Consider the following 15,179-nt stretch of genomic DNA (forward strand, 5'->3'; position numbering starts at 1 on the left):
AAAAAGTATATTTCCTCAAAAGAAGCTCCAAAAACTGTATTAAATTGTTGAAAACTCCCTTGGAAAAGTGTAGTGTATAAACAAAAACTCCATTGAAAAAGTGCGTTGATAAGCGAGGTTTTATGTTTATGTACAAACGGAAAATCATGGATGACTTGATAGCTTGGAAAAATAATGCGGGAAAAAAGAAAGCTCTTGTGATAAAGGGAATGAGACAGATTGGAAAAACATTCATTGTGAAAGCATTTGCCGAGGAGAATTACGAAAATGTTGTCTATATAAATTTCAAGGATAATGAATCTGCAAAAAAAATATTTGATGGCGATTTTGTAATCAATAGAATTACTTTGGATATTTCTGCTCTCTTTCCCGGCACTCATTTTGTTCCTGGCAAAACAATTGTTATTTTTGATGAAGTTCAAGAATGTGCTAATGCAAGGGCAAGTTTAAAAGCATTTATGCTTGATGGCCGTTATGATGTAATTTGCACAGGATCACTTTTAGGAATTAAAGGATATAACCGCAAAAAAGGACGTGGAATTCCAACGGGATTTGAACATATAATTTATATGAAGCCTATGGATTTTGAAGAATTCTTATGGGCCAAGAAGATAGACGAAAGTGTTATTTTGGAACTTAAACGTTGTTACCGAGAAAGGATTCCTGTAAGCGAGGTCATTCATAATTCAATGCTAAGAAATTTTAGGGAATATATATGTGTTGGTGGACTTCCTTACGTTGTAGATAGGTTTCTTGCAACTAACGATATGAATGTTGTATATGCTGAGCAAAGGGACATTATTGAGGAATATAAGGATGATTTTGGCAAGCATCTGGATGAAAATGAAAGGGAAGAAATAGATTTAACTTTGCTTGCTAGAATAAATAGAGTTTTTGATTCGATTCTTGCGCAATTGGCAAAAGAAAATAAAAAATTCACTTATGCACAGCTTGAAAAAAAAGGACGGTCAGAAAACTATCAGGCTGCAATTCAGTGGTTATTCGATGCTGGAATAATAAACATTTGCTATAATCTTTCTAATATTAGCCTGCCTTTTGAAGGAAACAAAATAGACAATATTTTTAAAATATATATGCAGGATTCAGGATTGTTTGTTGCAATGCTTGAGCAGGGAAGTTCTGCTGCCTTATTGAATGGTGATTTTGGTATGTACAAAGGTGCGATCTATGAAAACATAATTGCTGATGCTTTTTCAAAGATGAATAGGCCTCTTTATTATTATCACAAAGAATCGGGTTTAGAAATTGATTTTGTTACAAAATATCAAAATAATGCTGTTCTTGTAGAAGTCAAAGCAACCAATGGAAATACTAAATCTGCAAATACTATATTGAAGAATAAAGAACAATATAATGTGAACCTGTGCATTAAATATGGAGATTGCAATATTGGACAGGAAAAAGAAAAATTGTCTCTCCCTTATTATATGATTTTTATGTTGGAGTAAAAAGACCTTCTGTCGATTGAAATGCTGTTATAAGCTCTTTTTCTTCTGAAACGTAAGTGCTGAAAGGTTTTGCAAAACATCTTATTTACCCTAGGCAAATAATCTATTTACCGTGAGTAAATAATATATTTACCTGTGGTAAATAGACTGTTTTCTCAAGGTAAATAAGCTATTTACTTTAGGCAAATAACTTATATGCGCATAGAAAATGAAATACTCGTAATCCTAAACGAATATATTTCTCATTTTCCTTACACAATAGAAATATCGAAAAGTGAGGAGTTTGGCGGTTCTTCGTTGTTTATAAGCTGAAGAAGAATTTTTGTGTTTTGAGCTCCCATTTGCTTTATCGGCTGTCTTGCGGAAACTACTGGCTTTATTATGTAGTGAATGGGCTTGTAGTCATCGAAAACCGCGAATCCGATTTTATCCAAGTCAAAGCCGAATTTACGCATTGTATCGAATATGAAGAAAAGAAAGTCTCCGCCAGCAGTTATAAAAACTGAATCAATATGCGGATTCTGTTTTAGAAATACGCTGATGTTTTTTACGGTTTCTTCTTCTGTGTACGGGCTGTGGACTACAGGCGGATTTTTTATTCCCTGTTCCTTTAGCGCGCTCTTGAATCCTTCAACACGTTCCTTGTTGTAAAGAAATTCTTTTGGACCGGCAATGCAGGCTATGTTCTTGCCTCCGTTTTCAATCAGCCGGGAAGTAAGAAGATACGCGCCTTCTTTGTTCCGAACGTCAACGCAGTAGTGGTTGCAAAGCGGAGTCCGCCCTTGAATGACAAATGGAATTCCAGAAGTGTTCAAAAGCTTGATTAAATCCGCGCGCACATATTCAGCTGGAACTACAAGCCCGTCTATGGATTTTTTTAATATTGCGTTTTCAAGTGATTTTAGCGGCTCGTCCTTGTCCTGTGTAATCACAAGAAGATTGTAGCCGTTTTTTTCAGCCTCGTAAGAAACTGCGGAAATTATTTCTATCCAGTAGGAAGTTGAAAGCGTGTATTCGTAATCTGCTGAAATCAGAATTCCGATTGTTTCTGACTTGTTGTGGGAAAGTGCTCTTGCCGCCGCGTTTGGAATATAGTTATATTCCGAGGCAAGCTTCATTATTTCAATTCGTTTTTCTTCGCTTACGCCTTTCTGTCCGTTAAGGGCTTTTGACACTGTGCTTTTTGCAACACCTGTAAGTTCTGCAATTTCTTTTATCGTGTATTTCATATTCATTTTTTTTGTAATGGTTGTTTTTTAGTTAAGGAAAATTTAAGGAAACTGTTTTCCTTTTGTTTCTATAAATATAAAGTAAACTTCGCTTTTGGGCAAGGAAAAAATTTGTTACAAGATTATTCGATCAAACTGGATAATGACAAATTGAGTTCAATAAAAAATGCTTCCCTGGAAACTCCAAGGAAGCAAGTGTATGTTAAGTTTTATTAAAATAGGAGGCTAAAATAAAACTTAAATTCTAAAGTCTAAAGCTGAATGTTCCTGTGATGCATCCTTTGTCGGTGTCGTTGTCAGTGCTGTTTGTGTAAAGCTGATCCTGACGTTCATAGCGGAAATCAACATTGAACTTTTCAGAAGGATAGATAACAAGACCGAGCCTTGAATCCACTGTGTACTGTCCTGTTCTCTGGAGATTTGAACCGCATCTTTGAATGCAGCGTCCAAGAGCATAAGGCTTGATTCCAACAGAAAGACCGCTCTTTGTTACAGTTTTAATCATGTATTCAAGCTGGGCTGCTGCAAAGAATCTTGAGTCTCCGCCGTCCTGCTCCGCAAAGTTTACCCATTCAAACTCAACGAATCCTCCGAGGTTTGGAATAAGAGCGTTTTCATCAGGAGTTTCAAATGCTGAAACTACAAGGCTTGCAATTCCGTTGTTGTCTGTGTTTACACCAACAGAAGCTCCGATTGGGAACTGTCTGCCCCAGAAGTCAAGAGAGTCGTGTCCGGCTTTTGCGTCTGCTCCGCGTGGATACCATGCCAAGCCTCCGCCGACTTCAAACTGGCTGTTCTGATCTTCTGTCTTGCTTACGCCGTCATCGTAGTAAGTTCTTGTTCTTCCGTCGCTGTAGTTGTAGTCAATTCCAGCATAAGGAGCGATTACGCCTTTAGAGGTTTCAATGTTGTAAGTAATGTCTGCGCCGAATGCCCGGATGTCTTTTGCTGTGCTAAGCTCTGTAAAGTTGATATTCTCGTTCGTTCTTGTTTCGCCTTTGCGTTTAGATTCGTAGGCTTTCTTATAGTTGAAAGTTGTGAGTCCGCTCAAGTTAAGTTCAAGCTGCTCTGTTGGCTTAAACATAACGTCAAGCTGAACTGCTCCTGCGTTTCCTTCATTTAGCTTTTGATAAGTTTTTCCTCTCTTGATGTTTGCGCTAGAACCATAAGGATCTCCATATCCGCCATCGCCATCAATATTGTCTTTAGAGCTTATCCAAGAACCAGCTGCTCCTGTAGAAAGCTGAACTTTAAGATTGTCGAATTCAATTCCTGTAGAAATAACGCCTGTAAGTCCAAGGCTTCCAGTGTCTTTGTCAAGAAAGTTTCTTGTGTCCTGAATTCCGTTGTAATACAAGAAACCAAGTGAGTTGTCCTTGTCTGTGTCGAATGCCTTGTCGCTGCGGAAGTCGTCAAAGATTGATTTTAAACTTGCGTGGTTGAATCCAACTTGGGCTCCGTCTTCATAGTTAAAGTTGTAGAAGTCCATGAACCAGTTTCTGTATTTTACGCCGGCAACAATGCTTGAATAGTCAAAGTAGTTTGAAGCTTTGTCGTTGCTAGTTCCTGGGCGTTCTTCCCATCCTGTTGACTGTTTCTTTGAATCTACAGTTCCTGATTGTGCATCGTCTCCTCCGTTGTAGCTGTCAAGGTAAGTTTTCTTTTCGTCATAGAATTTAAAAACGTATCTCAAGTCTTCAACTCTAAAGTAAACAGAAAATCCGTCGTTTTCTGAACTGTAGCCGCGGTTTGCTCCAGGAAACAAGTCCCACCAGATTTGCGCCTGATCAACTGTTGATTCCATTCCGTAGATTTTTTCTTCAAGGTTGTAGCCAACTGTGTTGTGCATTTTAAGGTCGAACCAGGCGTTCTGCTTAACAGGAGCATCATCTGCAAAAGCCGCCCCCCCCAGTGAAAGAAGTAAAGCCGATAAAGCCACAGGCATTTTTTTAATCTTCATAAAAACCTCATAAAAAGTTAATTGATTTAAGAAACCGTTTTCTCTTTTGTATGTTTATGATAAGCATGGAATTCTTTGGCTGTCAAGTTTTTTTTCTGCAAAGTAAAAATATTTTTTTGTTGAATTTTGCACTTTTTTCTATTATTTGCTGTAAAAATATGAATTTTTTCTTCAAAAATTTTTAAAAATCTGCAAGAAGCTGCATTTTTTCAAGAAAAATCCGGCTAAAAATATATTAAAAAATGATAAAAAAAAAGATTGACAACTGGGTTTTCGGTGCTATAATAAAATAAATAAAGAAACCGTTTTCTCTATTTTCAAGAATTAACAAACAAATGGATTAGCTTGATTTTAGTTCTTTTGTGTGAAATCTGTTTTAAAAACTGCGGCTGCTTCTTAATATTGGAAGTCAGCATTTTGGAGGAAAAATGAAAAGAAGTGTAGTTTTGTGCACTGCGGCGGCTTTGGCTATTTTGGCTTTGGGCTGCTCAAAAAACAATGGCGGTGAAAATTCTATTCACGGAAAAATCGGCGGAAACATTATCGTTCTTACAAACAGAACAGATATTGTAGACACCAAGCTTCAGGAATACAAGGAAGCGTTTGAACAAAAATATCCGGGAACTTCTGTGGAGTTCGAGGCAATTACAGACTATGAAGGAACTGTAAGAACTCGCATGGGAACTCAGGAATACGGCGATGTTCTTTGCCGCCCGAATATTCAGTCAATTGACTTTGAAAAATATTTTGAGCCGCTCGGTTCGCTTGAAGATTTTGACAAAGTGATGAACTTTACAAGAACTTCAAATGCAATTTCCTATAAGGATGTTGTGTACACATATCCGATGGTTGCAACTGTAAGCGCGGGAATTGTTTACAATAAAGCTGTTTTTGAAAAAGCCGGCGTTGGAGTTCCAAGAAACACAGAGGAATTCTACGAGGCAATGCAGAAAATCAAAGACAAGACGGACGCAGTTCCTGTATTTATGAACTATCCTTCTGGCTGGACTTTGAATCAGTGGGAAGGCGGACTTTTGAGTGCGTCTGGAGATCCAGAATATAAGAGAAAGATTATCCACGAGGATTCTCCTTTTGTTCCTGGCGACGGACACTATGAACTTTACAAGATGATGTACGAAGTTGTAAAGCGCGGCTTGTGCGAAAAAGACTTGCTTGCTTCTGAATGGGAACAGTCAAAGCAGGATCTTGCTGACGGAAAAATCGGATGCATGGTTCTTGGCTCTTGGGCAATTCAGCAGGTAAAAGACCTTGCAGCCCGCCCGGAAACAATCGGATATATGCCGTTTCCATTTGAAATCGACGGAAAAAAATATGCGGAAGCCCAACTTGATATGCCGCTTTGCATCAACAAGTACAGCAAAAACAAAGCGACTGCTTATGCTTGGATAAAGTTTATGTCAGACGACACAGACTGGGTTCAGTATACAGAATCAATTCCTGTAAAGAAGGGCGAGCCTTATCCTGCAGTTTTGGATTCGTTCGGTGAAATGGGCGTTCAGTACATTGAGTCTGCTCCGGCGGAACCACAGTACGAAGGCGTTTACGACAAGATTGACAAGGAATCTGAAATCGGTTTCTGGAACGATCCTGAAAAGAAAAGAATTATCGACGCTGCTATTGGAAGCACAAAAGAAACTTTTGAAGGCATCATGGCAGACTGGAACAAACGCTGGGCAAAAACCAGAGCAGAATATTTAAACTAAAAAAGTTTTAAGAATGCCATTGAAGATTGCCTGGTCAAGCCAGACAATGACAGGCAATTTCACGTCCTGCAACGATAGAGAAATTTATGCTGGGCAATAAAATGGCATTCGATCTAAAAAAATATTTTCATCTTTAGGCGCATAAAAAATGTGCTTAAGGATGAAATGTAAAACTTTCGTGCATAAAGGCATTGGAATTTCTTTGTGGAAATTCCTGTGCAAATGGGAGCCACAATGAAAAACCAAATACAACTTTCAATTAAAAAACAGCAGAAAGTCGTGATTTTCACATTTTTGCTAGTTCCGCTTGTGCTTGTAATCGTCTTTGGATTTCTTCCAATCATAAATATGTTTGGCTACAGTTTTCTAAAGTGGGACGGACTTGGTCAGAAAAAATTCATCGGAATTAAGAATTATATAGAAGTTTTTTCACGTCCGGAATATTTCAAAGTTTTTGCAGTCAGCATTTACTATCTTGTGGGCTCTTTTATTCAGCTTGCGCTTGCGCTTTTATTTGCGGTTGTTTTATGCACAAAAGTAAAAGGCGTTAATTTTTTTAAGGGAGTTTTGTTTTTCCCGAATCTTATAAACAGCGTAGCAATTGGCTTTATTTTTACATATTTTTTCAAGGACACAGGAACTCTTAATTCATTTTTGAATTTCCTTGGAATAAAAAACACACCTCTTTGGCTTACAAATCCTAAGCTTGTAAACTACTCATTGTCGTTCACGTCTATTTGGCGATACATGGGATTTAATATTGTAATGTTTGTGGCGGCTATAGAATCTCTTCCAAAAGTTACTTTTGAAGCGGCTGCCTTGGATGGAGCAAACTCATGGCAAAAGTTCCGCTTTATAATTCTTCCTGGAATTGCTCCTGTTCTTCAGATTAATGCGATTCTTGCTGTAAAAGGCGCAGTAAGTGTATTTGAAATTCCTTACATTATGACTGGCGGCGGAAACGGCTCTTCAACTTTTGTAATCAAGACAATGGACACAGCATTTAAATTCAACAAGATTGGACTTGCTTCTGCTATGGCGATTGTGCTTACCATTATGGTTCTCTTTGTTTCGTTTATTCAGAATGCGGTTTTCAAGACAGATGAAAAAAACTGACATAATTTTTTAGGAAGGTTGATTATGAATTCAAAAATTCACGAACGCCAAATTTCAAAATGGCTCAAATATATTTTACTGTGTTTTTCTGCACTGACTGTTATTCTTCCGATTCTTGTTGTTTTCCTTGGCTCTTTTAAAACTGGCGAGGAATTCAACAGAAGCCGTCCGTTTGATCTTCCAAAGTTCCAGGCGAACAACGAAATTTGGAAAGGCGCGGAATCTTTTGACAACGGAAATAAAATTGTGCTGAATTCTTCTATATTAATGGAACATAACTTAAAAGGATTTTCGTTCCTTTATGACAAAATCGAAGACAGTTCAAAAGAAAGTTTTATTGTTGTTTCTGATTCTTTAGGAAATGAAGTTGCAAGAGTTGAGCTTCCGCTTAATTCCGAAGAAAGTTCTGTTTCCGTTGATAAAAAAAACGCTGCATCTTTAATGGTGAAAGGCGCTTATGTTTCTGGAGAAAACTGTACTGTAATCAGAGTAAAAGTTACAGAAGGATTTTTCCTTGAAAACTACAAGACTGCGTTTATAAAAGGAAATATGCTTCTTGGCTTTTGGAACACATTTATTCTTATTCTGTTTTCTGGCGTGGGAACTGTAATAACTGGTTCTATGACAGCGTTTGTTTTGAGCCGCTTTGACTTTAAGCTTAAGAAGATTGTGCGCCAGATGTTTCTTTGGATTTCTCTTATTCCGACGATAACGACACAGGTTGCAACTTTCCAGATAATTCAGAAACTCGGAATGTACAATACGCATTTGTCTGTAATCATTCTTTCTATGGGAACTGATATTATTGCGATTATGATTTATCTTCAGTTCTTGAACAATATTTCAAAGTCGCTTGACGAATCTGCGATTATTGACGGAGCCGGATATTTTCAGGTTTTTGCAAAAATAATTTTCCCTTTGCTTCAGCCTGCGACAGTTACAATTTTGATTTTGAAATGCGTAAACCTTTACAATGATTTTTACAATCCGCTTTTGTATATGCCAAAAAAATCTTTGCAGGTTATTTCAACATCGCTCTATAAATTCAAAGGTCCGTTTGGAACTAACTGGCCTGTAATTTGCGCTGGTGTTGTTATTGCCGTTATTCCGACTCTCGTAGCTTTTATTTCTTTGCAGCGCTACATTTACGGCGGAATGGTTACTGGTTCTGTAAAAGAGTAGCGGAGGAATTTGTGAAACTTATAAAGAAATTGACTGCGGTTTCTGTTTTTGCATGCTTTGGTCTGCTTGCTTCATGTTCTGCTTTTGGTGCGAAGGAATTTGTAACAGTTCAAAAAAACAAGTTTATGCTCGACGGAAAAGAATTCCGTTTTGTAGGCACAAACAATTATTATATGCATTATTCTCCGGACAAAATGATTACTGATGTTCTTGACGATGCACAGGAAATGGGCGTAACAGTTTTGCGCTGCTGGGGATTTCAGTTTGGACCTAATGCTGATCACAATTCGCACGGAATGGACGAGCCTGGAGCTTTTGGAGTTCCTAAAAAATTTATAAATGAAAACACAAAGAAGCCTGAGCAGTTTGGCTATCCGCGTGATATTTTTGAGAGGCTTGATTTTATAATTGCGGAAGCTTCCAAAAGAAACATTAAACTTGTGATTACCATGAACAATTATTGGGACGCTTTTGGCGGACTTATGAATGCAACTACTTGGCAAAAATGGTTCGGACTAAAAAGCGCGGAAGAATTCTACACAAGTGAAAACTGCCGCAAAGCATACAAGGAATTTGTTGAGCATCTTGTTACAAGAAAAAATTCTTACACAGGAATTCCGTATAACGAAGATCCTACGATAATGACTTGGGAGCTTATGAACGAGCCTCGCAACCAAAAAGACACAAGCGGAAGAACTATAAAAAACTGGGTTTCGGAAATGAGCGCGTTTGTAAAAAAAATTGCTCCGAACCAGTTGTGCGCAATTGGAGACGAAGGCTTTATGAGGCAGCCGGGGTTTACTCCTTATGCTGGTGAAGGTGAAACTTGCTACAATGGTTACGAAGGAACAGACTTTGATTCTCTTATCCGCATAAAAAATATTGACTACGGAACTTTTCATCTTTACCCAGAAACTTGGGGAATCCTTGGCAATGCTCAAATAAACTGGGGCGATGAATTTATAAAAAAGCACGCAGCTTCCGGCCGCTCTGCAAAAAAGCCGATTGTGCTTGAAGAATACGGAACTTCTTCCGGCGGAAATTTAAATCGTCTTGCAGCTTACGACATTTGGAATTCAACCGCATACAACGAAGGTCTTGCAGGCTCAATGTTTTGGATTCTTACGTCGTCAAACACTTATGAACTTTCAGAAGGCGGAGATGGAATATATGATGACTACGACGGATTCAGAATACGGAATGACAAGTCCAGCGTTTCAAATCTTTTAAGCGACTATGCATCTTTGTTTTCTGGAAAAGAAATTCCTGAATATCTTTTAAATCCCCGCGTTTATCTTTTAAATCCTACGCATGATCAAGATGTAAAAGGTTTGTTTGAAGTAAGCGCAAAATTTATGCCGGGAAAAAATTCTTCTGTAAAGGCAAAGCGCGCGGAACTTTACATAAACGGAAATCCAGCGGCTTCTCCAAGAACATTGAACTACAATGTTGCCTCGGACATTTATAGAATCAACTTTGACACGCTGGCAAATGCAAAAACTTTCCCAGACGGAAGTGTTCTTTCTATAAAAGTTGTATTCACTTTGAGCGACGGAACAAAACTTGAAACCGAATCAAATTCAATCACAATTTCAAATAAAATAACTTATAGCGTTATAAAGCACTACGATTTTAAAAACGACATTGCGGACGCTTCCTCTTTGGGCGGCTATATGGCTGAAATAAAAAGCATAAAGCATACAAAGCTAAATGGCGGAATGGTTGAAGTTTGCGGCTCTTATTCAGGAGAAAACGCTTGGGAAGAACTAAAGGTTAAATTTGGAGCAATGAAAGAAGTTGCCGACGCTTCAAAACTTGATTTCACTTTTTACTATGAAAAAGACAAGGCAGTTCCTCATGTTTCAAAGAAAAGCGAAGGGGAAAAACTTCCTGGAGTTCAGCCTTATGTTGCTTTTGATCCGGGTTGGGTAAAAACAGGTTTAAAGGAAAACAACGTTTTCTTAAAAGACTTGCCTATTGTAACTCTTGATGACGGAAAATCTTATTACAAAGTTTCTGTTTCGCTTGAGTTTCAGCAGAATCCAACCTACACATTTGTAACAATTTGTCCTACTATGGGTTATGTGAAGTACGACGGACCGGTTTATATCGACGATGTTGTTCTTTATAAAAAAGACTGATAATTGGAGTAATGCAATGCTTGAAGAAATGTTTGCAGAAGTTGAGAGTGAGCTTATTTATCACATCATTCCTTTCTGGAAAAAAATGAAGGATGATGAGCGCGGCGGATTCTATGGTCTTCTTGATTTCGATTTGAATCTGCATAAGGATGCTGAAAAAAGCTGCATTCTTAACAGCCGTATTCTATGGTTCTTTTCTAACGCGTATAAGATGCTGGAAGACAAAGAACTTGTAGATTATGCCAAGCACGCCTATAAATTTCTTTGCGATAAATTCTTTGACAAGGAAAATGGCGGAGTGTTCTGGTCTGCAAATGCTGACGGAAGTATTCTTGATTCAACAAAGCATACTTACAATCAGGCGTTTGCAATTTATGCCTTGTCTAGCTACTACGATATTTCGCACGACAGAAATGCGCTGGATAAAGCATTTGAACTTTACAAGACAATCGAAACTAAATGCCGCGATGCAGATGGATACCTTGAGTCGTTCACTGCTGATTTTAAGCCTAACGAAAATGACAAGCTCAGCGAAAACGGAGTTACTGCCGAACGAACAATGAACACTTTGCTTCATGTCCTTGAAGGTTATACTGAACTTTATCGTGTAAGCCGCAGCGCAGATGTAAAGAAAAATCTTGTTTTTATCTTGAATCAGTTTGCTGACAAAATCTGGAATCCAAAGGAACAAAGGCAGGAAGTTTTCTTTGATAAAAATTTCAATTCGCTGATTGACTTGTATTCTTATGGACACGACATAGAAACTTCTTGGCTTGTTGACAGAACTCTTGAAGTTCTTGCCGATGACGAGCTTAGAAAAAAAATTGCGCCAATCACAGAAATAATTCCGTACAGAATTCTAAAGACTGCTTATAAAGATAATTCTGTTCTGAACGAATGCGAGCGCGGAAAAAATAGCGAGATTCGCATTTGGTGGGTTCAGGCTGAATCTGTAGTTGGATTTTTTAACGCATATCAAAAAACAAATGATAAAAAATTTCTTGATGCGGCTAAGTCAGTTTGGAGTTACATCAAGAATTATATAGTTGACAAGCGCGCAGGCTCTGAATGGTTTTGGTGTGTTGATTCTGAGCGAAAGCCTTCAACCCGTCAGCCTATAGTTGAGCCGTGGAAATGTCCTTATCACAACGGACGAATGTGCTTTGAAATAATTTCAAGAATCAAGAGGATAAAATGAACTTTGAAGAAAAAGTAAAAATTCAGACAGAAAAATACGAGTCGCTTATTGCCATGAAAAATGAAAAGAGCGATTTTTACAATGGAATCTTTGACCGCTACAAGAACCCAGTTCTTACAAGAAACCATGTTCCGCTTTTTTGGAAGTATGACATGAATCCTTCGACAAATCCGTTTTTTATGGAACGGCTTGGCGTGAATGCTGTAATGAATTCCGGGGCATTGTATATAGACGGAAAATTTTATCTTGTTGCCCGTGTCGAAGGCGCAGACAGGAAATCATTTTTTGCCGTTGCAGAAAGCGTTTCTGGTGTGGACGGATTCAGGTTCTGGGATTATCCTGTTCAGCTTCCAGACACTTGCTCAGAAGAAACAAATGTTTATGATATGCGTCTTACTCAGCATGAAGACGGATGGATTTACGGAATTTTCTGTTCGGAAAGCAAAGATACAAAATCAAAGGACTTGAGCGCAGCTGTTGCTTGTGCAGGAATTGTTCGCACAAAAGATTTAAAGAAGTGGGAGCGTCTTCCAAACTTAAAGACATTGCGCTCTCCTCAGCAAAGAAACGTTGTCCTTCTTCCTGAATTTGTAAACGGAAAATATGCATTTTACACGCGCCCGATGGATGACTTTATTGATACAGGAAGCGGCGGTGGAGTAGGCTTTGGTCTTTGCGATGACATAACAAATGCCGTAATTGACGAAGAAAAAATTTCAAGCCGAAGAAAATACCACACAATTACAGAAGTAAAAAACGGAGCTGGAGCAGTTCCAATAAAAACAGAACTTGGCTGGATTCATATTGCGCATGGAGTCCGCAACACAGCTGCCGGTCTTCGCTACGTGCTTTATTGTTTTGCGACTGATTTAAAAGATCCGTCAAAAGTAATCGCCGAACCTTCAGGGCTTTTCCTTGGACCGCTTGGAGAAGAGCGTGTGGGAGATGTTTCTAATGTTGTGTTTACAAACGGAGCTGCGGTTACGCCGTCGGGCAATGTTTATATTTATTATGCCTCAAGCGACACAAGGCTTCATGTTGCGACAACAACACTTGAAAAACTTACCGACTATGTATTCAACACGCCGTCTGACCCGGGACGTTCTGCTGACTGCGTAAAACAAAGGTGCGATTTTATTGCAAAAAATCTTGAGTTCATAAACAAAAAATAAATTTCGGAGAATAAAAAAATGATTAAGATTAAAGGTGAATCAATTCCAAATATGCCGTGGGAAGACAAACCTGCTGTCTTTGACAAACCTGTCTGGCGTTATTCTAAAAACCCTGTTATCGGAAGAAATCCTATCCCTAATGTAACCCGCATATTCAACAGCGCAGTTGCATTGTGGAAAGACGGCGGTTTTGTCGGCGTGTTCCGTGCTGAAACTTGCAACGGAATTCCTTACCTTTACTACGGATTCAGTGATGACGCTCTCAATTGGAAATTCAGCAGCGATAAAATTAAAATCACTGACGAAAACGGAAACGATGTAAGTCCGAACTACGCTTACGATCCGCGCCTTGTAAAAATTGATGATGTCTATCACATAATTTGGTGCACGGATTTTCACGGAGCTTCAATCGGAATCGCGACAACAAAAGACTTCAAGACTTTCACTTCTAAAGGCAACGGTTTTCTTCCGTTCAACAGAAACGGTGTCTTGTTCCCAAGAAAATTCAACGGAAAATATTATATTATGACACGACCGTCAGACAGCGGACACACTCCGTTTGGCGACATTTTCCTTTCTGAAAGCGACGACCTTTTGCACTGGGGCAACCACAAATGGATTATGGGAAAATCAAGCCAGTGGTGGCAGTCTGTAAAAATCGGCGCGGGTTGTGCTCCAATTGAAACAGAAGAAGGCTGGCTTTTGTTCTATCACGGAGTTACAGGAACTTGCTCCGGCTTTGTTTATTCAATGGGCGCGGCACTTTTAGACTTAGAAGATCCTTCAAAAGTGATTCATCGCTGCGGAAACTTTCTTCTTACTCCTGAAGTTGAATACGAAGAGCGTGGTTTTGTTGCGAATGTTGTGTTCCCTTGTGCTGCTCTTGTTGACGCTGATACAAATAGAATCGCGATTTACTATGGAGCGGCCGATACAAACACAGCTTTATGCTTTACAACTGTTGACGATGTTATTTCTTACATCAAAAAATATGACATCGTAAAGTGAGATGCAAAAATGCTAAAGCTTAATCCTATTCAGTGTGATAAAATCTGGGGATACGAAAGGTGGATAGCTTCTACTCATCCTGATGGCTGCCAAAAAGATTTTCTAAATGCCATTGGAAAGGAATATCCGCTTATCGTGAAAGTAATTCAGGCGAATGAAACTCTTTCTGTTCAGGTTCATCCTGATGACGAAACTGCAAAAAAACTTGAAGGGGAAGGCGTGCGCGGAAAAACTGAATGCTGGTATGTTCTTGATGCAGAGCCTGATGCCAAGCTTGCATACGGAATAAAAGAAAATTTTTCCAAGGAGCAGATTGCTTCTTCTATACAGCAGGGAACTTTTCAAAATGAACTGAATTTTATCAGCGTAAAGAAAGGCGACTTTGTTTTTATTCCCTCTGGAACAGTCCACGCCATTGGAAAAGGAATCCGTGTTTTGGAAGTTCAGCAGTCAAGCAACATAACTTACAGAATGTATGACTGGGGACGTCCGCGCGAGCTTCATGTTCAAAAAAGCCTTGCATCTCTTAAGAATAATAAGTTGCTAAAGACAGGTCCTTTTCCTGGAAAGTTTGAGTGCGAATATTTTTCACTTGAATTATTTGAGGAAAAAAGCTTTGTTCCCAAGAAACTGACTTTGCTTTACTTGCTTGAAGGTCAGAATGTTGAGCTTTGCGGTTCTGATGAAACAAAAATTCAGATGGAGCAAGAAGATATTGCTGTTGTTTTCCCTGATGAAACAGTTTCTATAACTGAAAATGCAAAGTTCATGAAGATTTGTTAGTTCTATAAAGTGTTTTATGGCCAGAAACAACTATTTTTGGTTATAAAACACTTTACTTTTTGTCAAAATAAAGTGTTTTTATTAAAAAACTAGATGATTTTAGTTTAAAAACAACTAGTTTTTGTCAAAAAACAGATGAAATTTGTCTTAAGACAAGTGTTTTTAGTCTAAAAATAGATGAATTTGTGTCATAAACA

11 protein-coding genes are annotated in these 15,179 nt (G+C 38.5%); 9 read left to right on the plus strand and 2 right to left on the minus strand.

Translation table 11 applies throughout. The annotated features are described in order from the left end of the window. Window positions 1–146 precede the first annotated feature (146 nt). Window positions 147–1,469 (plus strand): ATP-binding protein, encoded by a 1,323-nt coding sequence (locus B3209_RS07565; RefSeq protein WP_296663366.1) that lies wholly within the window; start codon window positions 147–149, stop codon window positions 1,467–1,469. A 251-nt stretch (window positions 1,470–1,720) separates the two neighbouring features. Here B3209_RS07565 and B3209_RS07570 read toward each other — a convergent pair whose 3' ends face one another. Both B3209_RS07570 and B3209_RS07575 read right to left on the minus strand, forming a co-directional pair. Next, complete coding sequence (locus B3209_RS07570) at window positions 1,721–2,698, minus strand: LacI family DNA-binding transcriptional regulator (protein WP_296663369.1); 978 nt, start codon at window positions 2,696–2,698, stop codon at window positions 1,721–1,723. Window positions 2,699–2,942: 244 nt separating this feature from the next. Further along, complete coding sequence (locus tag B3209_RS07575) at window positions 2,943–4,658, minus strand: hypothetical protein (protein ID WP_296663371.1); 1,716 nt, start codon at window positions 4,656–4,658, stop codon at window positions 2,943–2,945. 428 nt (window positions 4,659–5,086) lie between these two features. Here B3209_RS07575 and B3209_RS07580 point away from each other — a divergent pair, with 428 nt between their 5' ends. The 8 genes from B3209_RS07580 (at window position 5,087) to B3209_RS07615 (ending at window position 14,982) form a co-directional block, all read left to right on the plus strand. Further along, window positions 5,087–6,382 carry an ABC transporter substrate-binding protein gene (locus B3209_RS07580; RefSeq protein ID WP_296663374.1) on the plus strand — a complete coding sequence of 432 codons (1,296 nt, stop codon included), beginning with the start codon at window positions 5,087–5,089 and terminating at the stop codon, window positions 6,380–6,382. A gap of 234 nt (window positions 6,383–6,616) precedes the next feature. Beyond that, window positions 6,617–7,498, plus strand: a complete 882-nt coding sequence (locus B3209_RS07585) for a carbohydrate ABC transporter permease (protein ID WP_296663376.1) — start codon at window positions 6,617–6,619, stop codon at window positions 7,496–7,498. Window positions 7,499–7,522: 24 nt separating this feature from the next. Continuing rightward, the gene (locus B3209_RS07590) at window positions 7,523–8,680 is read left to right on the plus strand and encodes a carbohydrate ABC transporter permease (protein ID WP_296690335.1); all 1,158 of its coding nucleotides are present in this window, start codon (window positions 7,523–7,525) and stop codon (window positions 8,678–8,680) included. An 11-nt stretch (window positions 8,681–8,691) separates the two neighbouring features. Then, entirely contained in the window at window positions 8,692–10,821 is a 2,130-nt protein-coding gene (locus B3209_RS07595) for a cellulase family glycosylhydrolase (RefSeq protein WP_296690337.1), read from the plus strand. A gap of 16 nt (window positions 10,822–10,837) precedes the next feature. Further along, the gene (locus B3209_RS07600; RefSeq protein ID WP_296690339.1) at window positions 10,838–12,019 is read left to right on the plus strand and encodes an AGE family epimerase/isomerase; all 1,182 of its coding nucleotides are present in this window, start codon (window positions 10,838–10,840) and stop codon (window positions 12,017–12,019) included. After that, complete coding sequence (locus B3209_RS07605; protein ID WP_296690341.1) at window positions 12,016–13,191, plus strand: glycosidase; 1,176 nt, start codon at window positions 12,016–12,018, stop codon at window positions 13,189–13,191. Before B3209_RS07600 ends, B3209_RS07605 begins: the two co-directional genes overlap by 4 nt. An 18-nt stretch (window positions 13,192–13,209) precedes the next feature. After that, the gene (locus B3209_RS07610; protein ID WP_296663392.1) at window positions 13,210–14,199 is read left to right on the plus strand and encodes a glycoside hydrolase family 130 protein; all 990 of its coding nucleotides are present in this window, start codon (window positions 13,210–13,212) and stop codon (window positions 14,197–14,199) included. A gap of 9 nt (window positions 14,200–14,208) precedes the next feature. Continuing rightward, window positions 14,209–14,982, plus strand: a complete 774-nt coding sequence (locus B3209_RS07615; RefSeq protein WP_296663394.1) for a type I phosphomannose isomerase catalytic subunit — start codon at window positions 14,209–14,211, stop codon at window positions 14,980–14,982. Window positions 14,983–15,179: the final 197 nt, after the last annotated feature.

This window comes from Treponema sp. UBA6852 (assembly GCA_002449305.1).
Lineage (GTDB): Bacteria > Spirochaetota > Spirochaetia > Treponematales > Treponemataceae > Treponema_D.

Coding starts and splice junctions, on each gene's coding strand:
- B3209_RS07615 (WP_296663394.1), top strand. CDS start 14,209: ATGCTAAAGCTTAATCCTATTCAGTGTGATAAAATCTGGGGATACGAA.
- B3209_RS07570 (WP_296663369.1), bottom strand. CDS start 2,698: ATGAAATACACGATAAAAGAAATTGCAGAACTTACAGGTGTTGCAAAA.
- B3209_RS07585 (WP_296663376.1), top strand. CDS start 6,617: ATGAAAAACCAAATACAACTTTCAATTAAAAAACAGCAGAAAGTCGTG.
- B3209_RS07565 (WP_296663366.1), top strand. CDS start 147: ATGGATGACTTGATAGCTTGGAAAAATAATGCGGGAAAAAAGAAAGCT.
- B3209_RS07575 (WP_296663371.1), bottom strand. CDS start 4,658: ATGAAGATTAAAAAAATGCCTGTGGCTTTATCGGCTTTACTTCTTTCA.
- B3209_RS07605 (WP_296690341.1), top strand. CDS start 12,016: ATGAACTTTGAAGAAAAAGTAAAAATTCAGACAGAAAAATACGAGTCG.
- B3209_RS07580 (WP_296663374.1), top strand. CDS start 5,087: ATGAAAAGAAGTGTAGTTTTGTGCACTGCGGCGGCTTTGGCTATTTTG.
- B3209_RS07610 (WP_296663392.1), top strand. CDS start 13,210: ATGATTAAGATTAAAGGTGAATCAATTCCAAATATGCCGTGGGAAGAC.
- B3209_RS07600 (WP_296690339.1), top strand. CDS start 10,838: ATGCTTGAAGAAATGTTTGCAGAAGTTGAGAGTGAGCTTATTTATCAC.
- B3209_RS07590 (WP_296690335.1), top strand. CDS start 7,523: ATGAATTCAAAAATTCACGAACGCCAAATTTCAAAATGGCTCAAATAT.